15 protein-coding genes are annotated in these 14,591 nt (G+C 71.4%); 12 read left to right on the top strand and 3 right to left on the bottom strand.

Annotated elements, in window-relative coordinates:
* Positions 1-2,006: 2,006 nt before the first annotated feature.
* A complete protein-coding gene (locus tag ACLJTM_RS31940) occupies positions 2,007-2,237 on the bottom strand; it encodes a DUF397 domain-containing protein (protein ID WP_411107290.1) in 231 nt (76 codons plus the stop codon).
* Positions 2,234-3,082 (bottom strand): helix-turn-helix domain-containing protein, encoded by an 849-nt coding sequence (locus tag ACLJTM_RS31935; RefSeq protein WP_411107289.1) that lies wholly within the window; start codon positions 3,080-3,082, stop codon positions 2,234-2,236. Before ACLJTM_RS31935 ends, ACLJTM_RS31940 begins: the two co-directional genes overlap by 4 nt.
* A gap of 503 nt (positions 3,083-3,585) precedes the next feature.
* Here ACLJTM_RS31935 and ACLJTM_RS31930 point away from each other — a divergent pair.
* From ACLJTM_RS31930 to ACLJTM_RS31880, 11 genes are all read left to right on the top strand, one after another.
* Positions 3,586-4,017, top strand: a complete 432-nt coding sequence (locus ACLJTM_RS31930; protein WP_411107288.1) for an ATP-binding protein — start codon at positions 3,586-3,588, stop codon at positions 4,015-4,017.
* Entirely contained in the window at positions 4,014-4,358 is a 345-nt protein-coding gene (locus ACLJTM_RS31925; protein WP_411107287.1) for a hypothetical protein, read from the top strand. The genes ACLJTM_RS31930 and ACLJTM_RS31925 overlap by 4 nt, the downstream gene beginning before the upstream one ends.
* 302 nt (positions 4,359-4,660) lie before the next feature.
* Entirely contained in the window at positions 4,661-5,704 is a 1,044-nt protein-coding gene (locus tag ACLJTM_RS31920; RefSeq protein WP_411107286.1) for a hypothetical protein, read from the top strand.
* Positions 5,701-7,746: a hypothetical protein gene (locus ACLJTM_RS31915; protein ID WP_411107285.1), complete on the top strand. Its 2,046-nt coding sequence runs from the start codon at positions 5,701-5,703 to the stop codon at positions 7,744-7,746. The genes ACLJTM_RS31920 and ACLJTM_RS31915 overlap by 4 nt, the downstream gene beginning before the upstream one ends.
* Positions 7,731-8,747: an enolase C-terminal domain-like protein gene (locus tag ACLJTM_RS31910; RefSeq protein ID WP_411107284.1), complete on the top strand. Its 1,017-nt coding sequence runs from the start codon at positions 7,731-7,733 to the stop codon at positions 8,745-8,747. The genes ACLJTM_RS31915 and ACLJTM_RS31910 overlap by 16 nt, the downstream gene beginning before the upstream one ends.
* Complete coding sequence (locus ACLJTM_RS31905) at positions 8,741-9,184, top strand: hypothetical protein (RefSeq protein WP_411107283.1); 444 nt, start codon at positions 8,741-8,743, stop codon at positions 9,182-9,184. Before ACLJTM_RS31910 ends, ACLJTM_RS31905 begins: the two co-directional genes overlap by 7 nt.
* A complete protein-coding gene (locus ACLJTM_RS31900) occupies positions 9,181-9,852 on the top strand; it encodes an HAD family hydrolase (protein WP_411107282.1) in 672 nt (223 codons plus the stop codon). Before ACLJTM_RS31905 ends, ACLJTM_RS31900 begins: the two co-directional genes overlap by 4 nt.
* Positions 9,849-10,637, top strand: coding sequence for a class I SAM-dependent methyltransferase (locus ACLJTM_RS31895; RefSeq protein WP_411107281.1), 789 nt, complete (start codon positions 9,849-9,851; stop codon positions 10,635-10,637). The genes ACLJTM_RS31900 and ACLJTM_RS31895 overlap by 4 nt, the downstream gene beginning before the upstream one ends.
* Positions 10,634-11,422: a creatininase family protein gene (locus ACLJTM_RS31890; RefSeq protein ID WP_411107280.1), complete on the top strand. Its 789-nt coding sequence runs from the start codon at positions 10,634-10,636 to the stop codon at positions 11,420-11,422. Before ACLJTM_RS31895 ends, ACLJTM_RS31890 begins: the two co-directional genes overlap by 4 nt.
* Positions 11,413-12,153 (top strand): phytanoyl-CoA dioxygenase family protein, encoded by a 741-nt coding sequence (locus tag ACLJTM_RS31885; protein ID WP_411107279.1) that lies wholly within the window; start codon positions 11,413-11,415, stop codon positions 12,151-12,153. The genes ACLJTM_RS31890 and ACLJTM_RS31885 overlap by 10 nt, the downstream gene beginning before the upstream one ends.
* Positions 12,154-12,170: 17 nt before the next feature.
* Positions 12,171-12,818 carry an L-threonylcarbamoyladenylate synthase gene (locus ACLJTM_RS31880; RefSeq protein ID WP_411107278.1) on the top strand — a complete coding sequence of 216 codons (648 nt, stop codon included), beginning with the start codon at positions 12,171-12,173 and terminating at the stop codon, positions 12,816-12,818.
* A gap of 48 nt (positions 12,819-12,866) precedes the next feature.
* Here the strand turns inward: ACLJTM_RS31880 and ACLJTM_RS31875 are convergent, their stop codons facing one another.
* Entirely contained in the window at positions 12,867-13,169 is a 303-nt protein-coding gene (locus ACLJTM_RS31875; RefSeq protein ID WP_411107277.1) for a hypothetical protein, read from the bottom strand.
* A gap of 347 nt (positions 13,170-13,516) precedes the next feature.
* Between ACLJTM_RS31875 and ACLJTM_RS31870 the strand changes: the two genes are divergently transcribed.
* A complete protein-coding gene (locus ACLJTM_RS31870; protein ID WP_411107276.1) occupies positions 13,517-14,389 on the top strand; it encodes a hypothetical protein in 873 nt (290 codons plus the stop codon).
* The last annotated feature ends 202 nt before the right edge of the window (positions 14,390-14,591 follow it).

The following is a 14,591-nucleotide window of genomic DNA, read 5'->3' as shown; positions in this document are numbered from 1 at the left end:
ACGGCACGGTCGCTCAGTGGTACTGCCCGTACGCACGGGAATCGCCGGCTGGGCGCCCTCCACGTCGTGATCGCCGGTACGGCCTGTCCGTACGCACGGGAATCGCCGGAACCCCACCGTCACCACTCCCCCGGGACTCGGGTCCTGCCCGTACGCACGGGAATCGCCGGTGCGGTGCAACGGAGAGGTCCGCATGGGGGAGTCCTGCCTGTACGAGCGGGAATCGCCAGCAGACGAGTTCGTGCGTCAGCTGGTCGTATCCGTCCGGCCCGTACGCACGGGAATCGCCGGGTCACGGCGAACAGGTGGATCCTCCTTACTGCGTCCCACCCGTACGCACGGGAATCGCTGGCTGACCCGCGCCGAACACGATGGCAGCTCAAGGCTGCCCTCACACGCGCGTGAAGGGGGCCCGGACCACCGCGCAACGCCATCCCGCACGTGCGGGAATCGACGGGGTGACGCCGCGCTCCAGGTCGTCTCCCATCTGGCCGCCCTGCGGTGCGGGAATCGACGGATGGAAGGGTTGACCCTTGCTAAGCCGGGAGTGTTCGTTTCTTGCGCGCGGGAATCGACGGACGCTGGAGGCCGAGGCCAAGCTTGCGGAAAAGTCCGGCCCGTACGCACGGGAATCAACGGATGCTCTTGCCCTCCATCTCCGCGCGGATGAAATCCGGTCCGTACACGCGGGGAATCGACAGACAGGGGCGCCCCGGTTCCATCCTGATCACGAGCCCGGCCCGTACGTGCGGGAATCGACGGGCTTCCGTCCCGTCTCATGACCGCGAGGTACCGTCCGGGCCGTAGGCACGGGAATCACCGGCACCTGCTGGCCAACGAGGAAGCGCGCGCCGACCTCGGCAGTCTCGGCGCTACCCGCGGGAATCGGCGGACCAGGACGGACGGCTTCGCCGGCGACAACGTCCGCCCGTACGTGCGGGAATCGTCGGATCCGCAGGACGACTGGCAGGCCCGTGGTGTCGTCCGGCCCGTACATGCGGGAATCGACGGGACACGAGCAGCGACTACCGATACCACAACAAGTACGTCCCGTACCCGCGGGAATCGGCGGAGCAGGTCGTGGCGGATCGGGTCGACGCCGGTGTCTGTCCCGTGCACGCGAGAAGCGGTGAATGAGCGTCTGGGATCCACGGTCGAAGGTCTGGTCCCGTACTTGTGGGAATCGACGGCTCACGTATGGCAAGCGGATCGAGAAGGCCCTGTCCGGCCCGTCTGTGCGGGAATTGGCGAAACCATGACGGTTACATCGACTTGACAAGCCCGTCTCAGCGGAAGGCTACGACCGCGCCGCCGACCGTGTGCGTGTTTTACCGGGCAGGCGGTAGTCAGCGGAGCAGGTGGCATGGGTAGGCGCATCGGCCGGTGCCCGTCCCGTACGTACGGGAATTGACGGGCGGGCATCCTCGGCCAGACTGCGGGAACCACGTCCGGTCCGTACACGCGGGAATCGCCGGTAGACAGGCATCGGGTTGCTGGCCCCCCATGACGTCCAGCCCGTATGCACGGGATCACCGGGCCCGCAACGCCCTTATCGCGACCATCCTCGCGTCCGCCCCGGCGCATGGGAATCGCCGCAGCACTACCGCCAAGATTCGCATTTGCCGCGAGTCCGGCCCGTACACACGGGAATCGTCGGAGGTGTCGCCCTCCGGTCCGGGCCTGCCCAACGTCCTGCCCGTAAGCAAGGGAATCGGCGGCCCTATGGGCGTTACCTGCGGCTCGCGAGCCGCAGTCCTGCCCGTACGCGCGGGAATCGACGACCCCACATGCCGTATAGCGAGACGGACATCGGAGTCTGGCCCGTACGCGGGAATCGACGGGAGACCGAGAGGCTGATGATCGTGAGGCGATGGTCCGTCCCGTACCCGAGGGAATTGACGGCTGACGTAGGGCAAGCGCTGACGGGGTATAGCCATGCAGGCAAGGCCCGGATTCCCCCCGCTGCGGGCTGGGGGAATCCGGGCCTTGGCCGTTCTGTGGCCTGGTCAGGCCGTGGGGGTGTGTTCGCGTGCCGCGTGCGGCAGGAAGGCGGTGAAGGCGGCCTGGGTGAAGGCGATGGCCGGTCCCGTCGGCCTCTTCGAGTCGCGGACGGCGATGAAGCCGCGGGTTGGCCTGACGTCGGCGATCTCGACGCACTGCTCGCCGCCGTCGCTGAACGACGACTTGCGCCACTGAGCTTCGGGCAGGTCGGTGGCGTACAGCCTGTTCGTGTTCATGACTTCTCCATGATGGTTTTGATCTTCTCCCGCGAGTCGTTGACGGGGAGTGCTTCGGCCACGATGCGCTCGAAGGCGGCTTCGTAGACCTTCACGTCGTCGGTGCCCTCGGCGAAGGTCCCGCCGCGGATGGTCTCCACGCTGACCACGGTGGGCCAGGGGTGGGGGAACCGGACGATGTGGAACGGGCCCACCATCCCGGGGTGCGGGTTGGCGAGTATCGGCATCACCTGGATGGTGATGTTGCGCAGCTCGGCCATGTCGAGCAGGTGGCGCAGCTGTTCGCGCATCAGCGAGGGATGGGTCGCGGACCGGTAGTGCAGGGTCGCCTCGTGGATCACGGCCCACAGGTGGAGAGGTCCGCCGAGCCGGCTGGTGTCGGTGAGGATGGCCTGGCGCTTCTTGCGCATCTCCACGAGCGCGGAGACTTCGTCGCTGTCCCGGGTGATGGCGGTCGCTGTGATGATCTCGCGGGAGTACTGGGGGATCTGGAGCAGGCCGGGGATCAGGCCGGGCAGGTAGATCCGGGTCGACTCCGCGTCCTCCTCCAGGCCGATGTAGTCCTTGTAGTTGGTCTCGGGCAGGTCGCCGTAGTTGCTCCACCAGCCGACCTTGTTGGCGTCCCGGGCCAGCTCCTCCATGGCGGTGACTACCGTCTCGTCGGTGACCCCGTACGCCTCCAGAAGCGGCTTCACGTCCTTGATCGGCAGGTGCGCCTTGGCGTTCTCGATCCGGTTGATCTTGCTGCCGTCCCAGCCGACCGCCTGCGCGGCGCTGTCGGAGGTGTTGAAGCCGGCGTTCTTCCTGAAGGTTCGCAGCGCGCTGCCGAGACGGCGTCTGCGCACGGTCTGCACAAGCGGCGGTGTGGGCACGGGAAGTTGAACCTCTCTGCGGGCTGACCGGTTGACGCGGGGGCGGATCTTCCCCTTCCGGGGTGCGACGTCCTCTTGCCGGGTCAGTCTGCCCGGCCCGGGGATCGGAAGTCGATCGAACAGCCCTTCATTCGTTGCGAGTTTGGTTGCAATGGTTGCAGGCATCGCGGCATCGGGTGCATTCTTCCAACGTGACGCCGTGACCAAGTGTCAGCAGATGATCACGCTGAGATGGTAGGTCGCGGCCCCAGAACGGCCGGGTTCGAGCATGGCCCGGCCCACCGGCCTCGTGCCCTCGCCCCGCCGGGGACACGAGGCCGCGCCCCGACACCCGCTCCCAACTCGCCGAGGCCACCCATGAGCCAGAGCCCCACTCGCACACCCCGAACCCACCGCCCGGCCACCGCCGCGCTCGGCCTCACCCACCGGCTCCACGCTCCCGCCATACAGAACCGCAACGCCGGAAGGGCCGCCCGGTGACCGGCGCCCTGGCGGAAGACGTGGAAGCAGCCCCCACCGGACCCCAGCGCTACAGCGACGGCTACTCGCCCCGCGACACCGCACCCTCCCGAGCCCGACGCGACGTCACCCTCTGCCTCCACACCTGGGGCCTCGATCACCTGGTCGACGACGCCCAGCTGATCACCTCCGAGCTCGTCACCAACGCCATCCGGCACACCCGCACCGGACGGGTCGGTGTCTCGGTCACCCGCCACCCCGACCGCGTACGGATCGTGGTCACCGACACCAGCCGCGCCACTCCGGCGCCCGCCGACCCCGACCCCGACGCCGAGGCCGGCCGCGGGCTCCAGCTCATCGACCGGCTGGCCACCCGATGGGGCAGCGACCGGCTTGCCACCGGCAAACGGGTCTGGGTCGAACTCACCACCGACCAGGCGTCGTCGTGAGCACCGGCGACTGGGGCGAGTTACACGGCCCCACCCACCTCAACCCTCCCCGAAAGCGCCGGCACGCCCGGCGGCCGGACGGGAACACGATCGCCGGACTGCTGCTGACGACAGGCAACGTGCTCGGCCTGGCCGTCCTCGCCCTTTCCTGCGCCGACCAGGCCGACGGCGCTACCTCCGTCCGCTCCTCGATCACCATCCCGAACCATGCCTCCGCCGAAGTACAGCCGCCTCACCGGCCGGCCAACGACACGGCGGACAGCACCACCGTTCAACCGGCGGCGCAAACCGCCGACACGAGGGCCTGCCGCTGCGGCTCCCGCCCCCGCCCCACCCTCTGAACTCCGGTGGCAGCGCGGCGCTCCACGGCCCGCGCCGTCACCGGCCAGAATCCCGGCCCGGCACCCCGAAGGACAGCACCGCCGGACCGGGCACCGTCCCCGGCTGAACAACCCTGGACAGGTCGAGCAGCCGGGGACGGGCACCACCGCACATCGGCCGGCCATCGGCGCCACGGCCTCTTGCCCGCAGGTAACCGAGCCTGCACCGTACGGAAGTTCACCGCGTCCGTCCCCTGACCGGATGGAGGGCCCCTGTGCCTGCCACCACACCGCGTGAATCCCACACCACCGACTTAGACCGCATGGACGCCCTCGCCGCCCGCCACGGCGTGCCCGTCGAGGACGCGCTCCTCATGGCGATCAATCTGCACGGCATCAGCTCGCCTCTGAACCGCCACCGGGCACGGGTCCTGATCCGCCTGGACTCGGCGCCCGCGGTGCCGTGGCAGGTGATCGTGCCGCTCAACGCCTCCGCCTCGCCGTTCGTCCTCGATGAGGACACGCTCCTCCTCGCCGGGATCGCCGTCGCCACCGTGACGCGGGTCGACACCGACGAGGCCGTGGGCGGCTACTTCCGCAACAGCGGCCGGGCCGCGACCCTCAACCCCAACGCCCGCAGCCGCTGCGTCGGCTGCGCGTTCTGCCCCAACACCCTGGAAGCCGCCGCCGACCCCCGCCTGTCCGAGCAGCGCGCGGTCCGCGAACTCCTCGACGCCATGGCCCACCAGCACCCGGCCGGCACCCTGGCCGACCTGGAAGAGGTCACCGTCTCCACCGGCTGCTTCGAACGCGAACAGGCCGCCGTCGACCACCTTGGCGACCTGCGCACCGTGCTGACCGAGGCCGGCATCACCGCCAGGATCGGATTCCTCACCTCCGTGCTGCGCACCCAGTCCGCCTTCGACACCCTGGCCCGTACCGCTGGCCCGTTCGTTCTGCGTATGACCGCCGAGTGCTTCACCCGCCGCGACCTGCTCCTGAAGGCCTCCAAGGCGGAGCTCACCCGGAGGCAGATGCCGCGCGTGCTGCGCCGGGCCATACGCGCCGGCCATGACGCGTCGTTCACGTACATCGTCGGGCTCGACGACCTGGCCGCCATGGAGGACGGTGTCCGCGATCTCGCCCCGCACGTGACCGAGTTCCCGAACCTGCAGGTCTACCAGGCCCACAACCGGATCATGGCCGGCCTCCGGGCCCCCGGCGCCACCGACCTAGCCTTCTACCTGAAGGCCCGCGCCGTCCTGGAGGACATCCTTGGCCCGACCGGACTGCGCCCCAAGGCCTGGGAGTGCTACCGGCCCCTGTGGCACTTCACCTTCGGGCCCGAACGGCTGGTCCCCGCATGACCAGCCCCGGCAACGCGGCGGAACTGCTGTGGCGGGCGCAGACCTACGTGGCCGCCGCGCAGATCCACCTTCAGGACAATGTGCTGCTGCGCCGCCCGCTCAGCCCCGAGGACGTCAAGGCGTGCCCGGCCGGGCACTGGGGCACCGTCCCCGGGACCGCCTGGACCCTGGCCCACGTCGCCCTGCTGTCCGGGACCGGCGCCACCTCGCTGGTCCCGCTGCTGGGCGCCGGCCACGCGGGAGTCGCGCAGATCGCCGCGGGCTGGCTCACCGGCCACCTGGCCGCAGCGCGCCCGCAGTTCCCCCGCGACGAGCGGGGCCTGCTTCGCCTATGCCGCTCCTTCCCCGAGGTGGCCGGCCTCGGCTCCGAGGTCACCCCGGCCCTGCCCGGCGGTGACTTCCTCGGCGGCCGGCTCGGTGGGTGCCTGCCCTTCGCCCAGGGCGCCGCGCTCGCGCCCGACGCCAGCCGGGTGATCGTGCCGATCCTCGGCGACGGCGAGTGCGAGACCCCGACCACCGCCGCGGCCTGGCTCGCAGCCCACGCCCTGCCCGGCACCCCGGTGCTGCCGATCGTCAACCTCAACGGCTTCCGCATGGGGGCACCCAGCCTCCTGGCCGCCTTCGACGAGCGGGCCCTGGGCACGTACGCGGCCGGGCTCGGCTGGCACGCCCGCACCGTCACCGTTCCGGACGACGGGCACGACGCCTTCGCCTCCGAACTTGCCCAGGCCGTCACCAACACCCTGGCCGGGCGCCGGACCGTGCTGTTCATGCGGTGCGTCAAAGGGTGGAGCGGCCCGGACATCGTGAACGGACGGCGGGTCCTCGGAACTGCCCGCGCGCACAAGACCCCGCTCGCCCGGGCCGCCACCGACCCCGCCCAGGCGCAGGCCCTGCAGGAGTGGCTGTCCTCGTACCGGCCTGAGGAGCTGTTCACCGACGGCGGCCGCCCGGGCCCCGGCCTGACCGCTGCCCTCTCCGCGACCGCCTGGCCCCGGCTGAAGGCGCGGCGCCCAGTTCCGGCGCCGCGGGTTGCCGCTCTGGCGCGGCAGCCCGCTTCGTTCTCCGACGCCGTCACCACCGTGGTCCACGATCACGCCCGTGCCGGAGACTTCCGGGTATTCAGCCCGGACGAACTCGCTTCCAACCGCCTTCCGGAACTCGCCGGACAGCCGTGGACCACGGAGGTGCTCGCGGAGGAGGTCCTGGGCGAGCAGCTGGCCGGCTTCAACGCGGCCGGCGGCCGCGGGGTCCTGATCTCGTACGAGGCGTTCGCCCCGCTCCTGGCGACCGGGATCGTGTCCCTGCTCAAGCAGCAGCGGATGCCCGGCGCCGCCCCGAGGCCAAGCTGGAACCTGCTCCTGACCTCCTACGGATGGCACAACACCTACACCCACGGCGACCCGTCGCTCACGACGATGCTCCTCGCCCTGGAAGACCCGGCCATACGGGTGTTGACTCCAGCCGACCCGGCCCGGCTCGCAGCCGTCCTGGACGACGCCTTCACGAGCACGGGCCAGCTCAACGTGATCGTCGCGGGCAAGCACCCCCTGCCGGCCGTCCCCGCCGACACACTTCGCGAGGAGGTGACCCGTGGGACCGCCGTCTGGCCACACCTGTCCGACGTCCAGCCCGCAGCCCTGACCCTGGTGGTGTGCGGAGACCTCCCCGCCGCAGTCACCGCCGAGGCGCTGCCCCAGATCCGGGCGGAGCTTGGCGTGGCGGTGCGGGTGGTGTCGGTACTCGACCTGACCGTGCTCGGCGACCCCGCCGTGTGGCCCGCCGGGCTGCCTGCTAGCGAACTGGACGCCCTGCTCGGCGAGGACGCGGCGGTGCTGGTCGTCACCCTTGGTCACCCGGCCGCCATCTGGTCTCTCCTGAAGGCGCGGATCGCCCGGCCGGTCGAGGTGATCGGCTGGCGGGAGACCGAAGGCCCCCGCTCCCAGGAGGACATCGCGGCCGCGGCCGGGATGACAGCCGAGGGCCTGCTCGCCGCCGCCGGGCGCCTGCTGAAGGCGAGGGCGCGATGCAACGCCTGGTGATCGACGCCGTGGACTTCGCCGATCTCGCCGCGCACGCCGGGCCGGGCGACGATTCACTGTTCGTCGCGGTCCGCTCCGGCCAGGCTGCCGGCTGGTACGGGCCTCTCGCCGACCAGGTCGCCCGCGCCGCTCGCCACCTGGCCCCCGTCCTCCTCGGCGCCGACGCCACCGACCACGAAGACCTCCAGGACCGCCTGGTCCAAGGGGCACCCTGCTTCCGCAGCGGGTCGTGGGCGGTCGGCGCGCTGGACTGCGCGGCCTGGGATCTGCACGCGGGTGCTGAGCACCGGCCCGTAGCCGCGCTGCTGACCGACGACCTGCTGGAGCACCGGATCCCCGCGTACTCGTCGTGGCTGACCCGCGACCTCCTCGACCCCGCCACCGCCGACCTCATCCCCGAGATCAGCGCCCAGGGCTGGGCCTTCACCAAATGGGGACTGCGCGGCCACCCGGGAGCCGGCGGGGGAGCGCTCGCCGACGCCGTACACGCCGCCGCGGCCGCTGAGCCGGTCGCAGCCGATGCCGTCGGCACGTGGCCGCCGGCCATCGCGGCCGAGTTCGCCGCGGCCGCCGACCCCGCGGCCCTGGTCTGGCTGGAGGACCCGGCCGCGACCCACGACCCTAGCGCCTACCAGCAACTGCGCACCCTGCCGCTGGCGGTGGGGGAGCGCCTCACCCTGGCCGACGACGTGCCCGCCGTTCTCGCCGGGATCCGGCCGGCTGCGCTCACCCTCGACGTCGTCGGCTGCGGCGGCCTCACCGCCGCCCGGCGGATCCTGGCACGCACCACCGTCCCCGTCTTCCCGCACGGGCGCTCCCTCCAGCCCGGCCTTCACCTGGCTGCCGCCCGCCCCGATCGGGTCCTGGCCGTCGAGTACCGACAGCAGTGGGAACCCGGCCGCCAGCACCTCTACGCCCACCCCATCGAACCCGACCGCGGACACCTCACCCTGCCCACCGTCCCCGGCCTGGGGGCCACACCACGGAGCACCCGATGCTGAACGCGCCCCGCTCCCTGCCCGTACGCGGCCACACTGTCCCCGCCGCCACCGGCCCGTTCCTCGTGCTGGAGTCCCGCCTGGAAGGGCACGACACCTTCCTCACCGGCAGCCTCGACCTGGACGGCCACGACATCCCGGTGCGGATCACGACCCTCGACGACAGCACCACCCTCCAACCCACCCAGCCGCTTCCCGACGGCCTCCCGGTGAACTGGACGGCAACCCTGCACATGCGCCACGGCCAGCGCCCGCGCGACATCCCCGACGACCTGCGCTCCGCAGCGCAGGCCACCGGCCGTGACCTCGACGCCCTGGACGACGCCGAGCTGCGCTACGCCCTGACCTTCCTCGGCGAGGCCACCACCCCCGCCATCCGCACCGACCGCCTGGCCGCCATCGTCACCGGCCTGCCCGCCCTCCAAGGAGACCCCGAGTGACCCACCCTGTGAAGCTGATCAGCGTGGACGTCGGCGGCACCATCGGCGAAGCCGACGGCCCCGGCCTGACCATGCAGCTCACCGCCGCCTCACCCCTGCCCGCCGACCAGGCGCGCGCCGTCATGCGGGGCCGCCTGCATACCCAGCCCGAGATCACCGACGCTCTCGCCGCCGAACTCGCCGATGCCCTCGGCATCGAGCCGGCTGACTTCCCCCGCGACCTGCCGGCCGCCCCGCTGACCCTGTACCCGTACGCCCTCGACGCCCTGCGCGAGCTGGCCGGCATCGCGCCGGTCGTCACCCTGTCCAACGTCACCTGCGTGGACGCCGACACCGAAGGGTTGCGTCAACGCCTCGCGCCCTGGGTCACCGACCTGTTCCCCTCCTGCACCCTCGGCTACGCCAAGCCCGACCCGCGCGCCTTCCTCACCGTCGCCGAACGGCACGGCGTGGCACCGGCCAGCATGATTCACATCGGCGATGACTGGGCCTGTGACGTCCTGGGCGCCCTCGACGCCGGCGCCGTCCCGGTGTGGATCTCCAAGAACCGGCCCATTCCCGACACACCGCCCACCTTCGGGCGGCAGCATGTCCATGTGGCCGCCACCCTCGCCGACGCGGCCGCCCTCATCCGCACCCTCAACACCCCCGAAGGGACCACGTCATGAGCCTGTTCACCGGGACCTCCAGCTACTACCGCCAGTACCGCCCCGGCATCCCCGACGACCTCGCCAACCGCCTTGCCGCCTACGCGCCCGACCGCCAGCCGCGCCGATTGCTGGACGTCGGCACCGGCACCGGCCTGGTCGCCGAAGCACTGATGCCGTACTTCACCGACATCATCGCCTGCGACAACGACCCCGACATGATCGCCACCGCCGAGGAGGCGCTCCGCCCCAAGGTCCCGCAGGGCACCACCCTGTCGCTGGTCACCTCCACCGCTGAGGACTTCCGCCCCCCGGCCGGGTGGAAGGCCGACCTGGTCACCATCTGCCGCGCCTTCCACTGGCTCGACCAGGCCGGCGTACTCGCCCTGCTGGACTCCCAGGTCGCCGACGGCGGTGCGGTGGCCGTGTTCGCCGACCGCAGCTTCTGGGCCGCCGAGAGCGACTGGAAGGCCGCGGTCAAGCAGGTCATCAAGGACTTCCTCGGCGAGGAACGCCGCGCGGGCGGCGGCACCTTCCAGCACCACAACCGCCCCTACAGCGAGATCATGGAGGAGTCCCCGTTCAACCAGGTCGAGGAGTTCACCGTCCCGGTCACCCGCACCTGGAACACCGTGGGCATCCTCGGCTACCTGTACTCCACCAGCTTCGCCGCCCCCGCCCTGTTCGGCGACCGGCTGGAGGAGTTCGAGACCGCCGTGCAGAAGACCCTCCGCGGGTTCTCCGAGGACGACACCTTCCACGAGAGCAACGAGTTCCTCGTCCGCGTCGGACGGCGCAGCGCATGACCGGCCCCGGCGGCGGTCACCGCCAGCTCGACCGGCTGACCGCCGCCGACCTCCCTACCCGCGTGCAGGCCGCCTCGGCGCTGTGCCTGCCCGTGGGCTCCACCGAACAGCACGGCCCCCACTTACCCCTTGCCACCGATACCGTCATCGCCGAGACATTCACCCGCCACCTGGTCGCCGCGCACGGCGAGGCCTTCGACCTGTGGCAGCTGCCCGCCGTCCCGTACGGCATAGCCCCCGAGCACGTCTGGGCCCCCGGCACCCTGTCGCTGACCATCACCGAGTTCACCACCCTCCTGCACACCCTCGTCGCCCAGTACGTGCGCGCCACGACGGCCCGCCACCTGGTCCTGGTCAACGGGCACGGCGGCAACCGTGGTGTCCTGGCCGCCCTGGTCTACGAACTCGGCCACGCCCACGACATCAGCGTGTGCGTCCTGCACCCCCTGGCCCTGGCCCACCTCCCAGCCGGTGACCGGCCGGAGATCCACGCCGGCCTCCACGAGACGGCACTCATGCTCCACCTCGCGCCCAGCACGGTCCGCCTCGACCAATTCGCCGACCACCCGCCGCAGGACGCCGACGAGATTCGCCGACAGGTCACCGACCGGGGCGTGAGCTGGCCCTGGTCTTCAGGCGATCCGCGCATCGCCGCCGCCGGGGTCGTCGGCAACGACCCGCGCACCGCGACCCCCGCTCTCGGCGCCCGCCTCCTGGACGAGGCCGTGGCCGCCGCCGTGCCCGCTCTGGAAGCCCTCACCGGAAGGAAGAGCCCATGCTCGTGACCGACTCCGAGCGCACCCGATTCCGACGCGACGGCATGTTCGTCCGCCGCGGCCTCGCCGCCGACGCCCGCACCAGCCCGGCCCGCGACCTCATCACCACCTGGTACGCCAAGGACTACGACCCCGACCGCCTGACCGAGTACACCCAGCGCACCTTCGCCCCCGAACACGGCCAGCACCCGGCCCTCCTCGACCTCTACACCGCCACCGGCGCCAGGGACATCGCCACCGACCTCCTGACCGACCCGGCCCCGATCACCACCACCCAGGTCCAGATCCGCATCCCCGCCGACCAGCCGGCAGCCGCCCAGCCGGAGAAGACGATGCACGTGGACGGCGTCGGCTGCCCCCACCTCGACCCCGCCGAACTGCGCACCTTCTCCCTCCTGGTCGGCGTCGTCCTCTCCCCGATCACCCGCCCCGACGCCGGAGCCCTCCACTACGTCCCGGGCGGGCACCTGACGATGTCCCGCTGGTTCGCCACCGAATGGGCCCGCGGCATCACCGACCAAGTCCCCCCGGACATCGACACCGCCGACGGCGTCCCGCTCCTCGCCGAGGTCGGCGACGTCCTCTTCATGCACCACCTGGTCCCGCACGCCGTCGGCACCAACCACACCGCCACGCCCCGGCTGATGGCCTACTTCCGCGTCTCCCACACCCAGCACGCCACCCGGCGCCTCGACGCGCTGCGCGACCCCTGGCTCGACTACCCGGCCCTGAACTCCTGACCAGAAAGGACACCATCGTGCAGGTCATCCCGACCACCGACATCGACACTGCCGCAGCCGCCATCGCAGCCGGACGCCTCGTCATCGTCCCCACTGCCCGCTGGTACATGATCTGCGCCGACGCCGCCAACCCCGACGCCTGCAAGGCCATACTCGAAGGCAAGCAGCGCCCCAAGAACAAGCCCCTCGCTCTCGTCGTCCCCGACCAGGACCGGGCCCGCGACCTGCTGCACTTCACCCCCGACGCCGAGCGCCTGGCCGCCGCGTTCTGGCCCGGTGACCTCGCCCTGTTCCTGTCCTGGCGAGACCCGGCCGACGCCGCCCGCTACACCGTCGTCGGCTCACCCGCCCTGACCACCCACGCCCCCGGCCCCCTGGGCGCTCTCGCCCGAGCGGTTCCCGGACTGCTCGCGGCTACCACCGTCAACGTCTCCGGTGACGCCGGGCCCGACGACCGCGGCCCGGCCATCACCCTCGCCGAGGTCGAAGAGTTCCTCACCGGCGCCGGCCTCGACGCGGTCGTCATGGACGGCGGCGTCTGCCCGGCGGCCAACCACCTCACCATCGTCGACTGCGCCGATGACCAGACCCACCTCGTCCGCGCCGGCCTCGTCCACCCGCGGGCCGTCGCCTCCGCCCTCGGCCGGGCCCTACCAACTTTGTGACCGCGCCACCCGACGGGCGCCTCCCGGGCAGGGAGGCGCCCGTCGGCGTCAGGACGTGAGCGCCGACAACTCCTCGGCCACCAGCGGATAGGAATCCCGGAAGCCGCTGTCGTTGCCGAGTCGGTGCCGCCCCAGACGCAGCGCCCCGAGGTGGCGCACCTCGTACACGTGCCGCCGCCACCGGGAGGCCTCGGACTCCTCCGGGCGGCCGTAGGAGTCGAAGAACGCCAGACGGGCGTCCCGCTTGGCCCGGGCCATCCGCACCGTCCAGTCCGCCTCCGGATCCCCCCACCAGGTGCGGTCCATGTCCAGGACACCGCAGATCGTCGGGACCGGGGCGGTCGCGAGCATGGTGTCACCGTCCACAGGTCCCCAGTCAGCAGCCGCGGCACCGCGACCTCGTCCAGGACCTGCGCGCCGGCCTGGGCGGCGTCAGCGGCCTTGCGGAGGTCGGTCGCGTCCAGGCCGCAGCTCCCGACGTCCTGGGCGATCAGGCGCAGGGACGTGACGACGGCCTCACTCCACGCGCGTGCCCGGCGCCGGTGACCGGGCCGAAGCAGGGCCGCATCCGCGAGGACGGGTCTGCTCGCATTCTGGTCCCGCCCGGTTGAAGACGGGGTGTCCGACTTCATGCGTTCCGGGGCCGCCCCGGTGGACGCCCTCTTCCAGGCCCGGACCTCTGCTCGTACGCTCCGCCGATGACCAAGAAGAGCCGTCGTTCTCCGAACCGGCAGCCGCGCGGCCTACGGGCCACCGCGCCCCGTTCCGTCCGGCCCACGTTCATCCCTGGCCGTTTCGGGTCAGGCACCACCGAAGCCGCCGGAAAGATCCTCACTCTGGCCCCGCCAGACGCCCTGATCGAGCTGGCGCTGCCGTTCCTGCTCTGCACCATCCAAGTAGGAAAACGCGCCAACGTGTGCGTCGACTCCGTGCTCACCCTCCACCACGCCTACCAACTCCTGGGCCTGGACAGCGAGGTGTGGCCCGTGACGCTGGAGGTCCTCACACCGTCCGGTGCCACCAAGGTCTCGTACGGCAGGAAGGATCCCTACTGGGAGGGCAGCAACTTTTATGGCCATTGCCTGGTCGAGCTGCCCGGCCGCACCGTGGACCCGACCATCCAACAGTTCCCCGAGCTCACCCGGCAGGGCGACGGCCCGTTCGTCGGCCGCACGGTCGATTCCACCGACCCCGGCGCCCGCAGCCGACCCGGGGCGATCATCTACGGCCAGCGCGGTGACGTGATGGTCCGGTACACGGTGTGCAGCGCCGAAGCCCGCGAGACGATGATCAGCGGCCACCCGATGATGACCAGCCCCGACCCGGTCCATCAGCGCAGCGCGGTCATGCTGGTGACGCTGCTGATGGATGCGCTGCGCTCCGAGGGGATAGTCGAGCGGGCTCGCAAGGTTCCGCATCAGCGGGTGGTGGAGTTGCTGGACGTGATTGGTGCTGCGCCGATGGAGGACCGACCGGCTGTCGGCGGCGGCATGGGCGACCTGTGGTTCAACATGCCCGACGGGCAGGGAGGCACGGTGGCCCGGCACCTGAACGAGCTGCTGCCCCAATAGCCCGCGCACGGGGGCTGGTGCGGCAGCACAAGGGCAGGAATGTCTCTGCAGCTGCGATGAGCCGATAGCGCCGAGGGGGCAGCCGCCGACCAGGTTTCACGGACGCAATAGGCGCATGCCATCAGGATGGGCGAACCGTACGTCCTGCGCGTCACGGTCACCTGATCCGGCTCGGCGGCGCGGTCCACGAAGTGCGGCCACC

Source organism: Streptomyces sp. cmx-4-9 (genome assembly GCF_046548835.1).
Taxonomy (GTDB): Bacteria; Actinomycetota; Actinomycetes; order Streptomycetales; family Streptomycetaceae; genus Streptomyces.
This window is presented reverse-complemented; position numbering and strand designations above follow the sequence as displayed.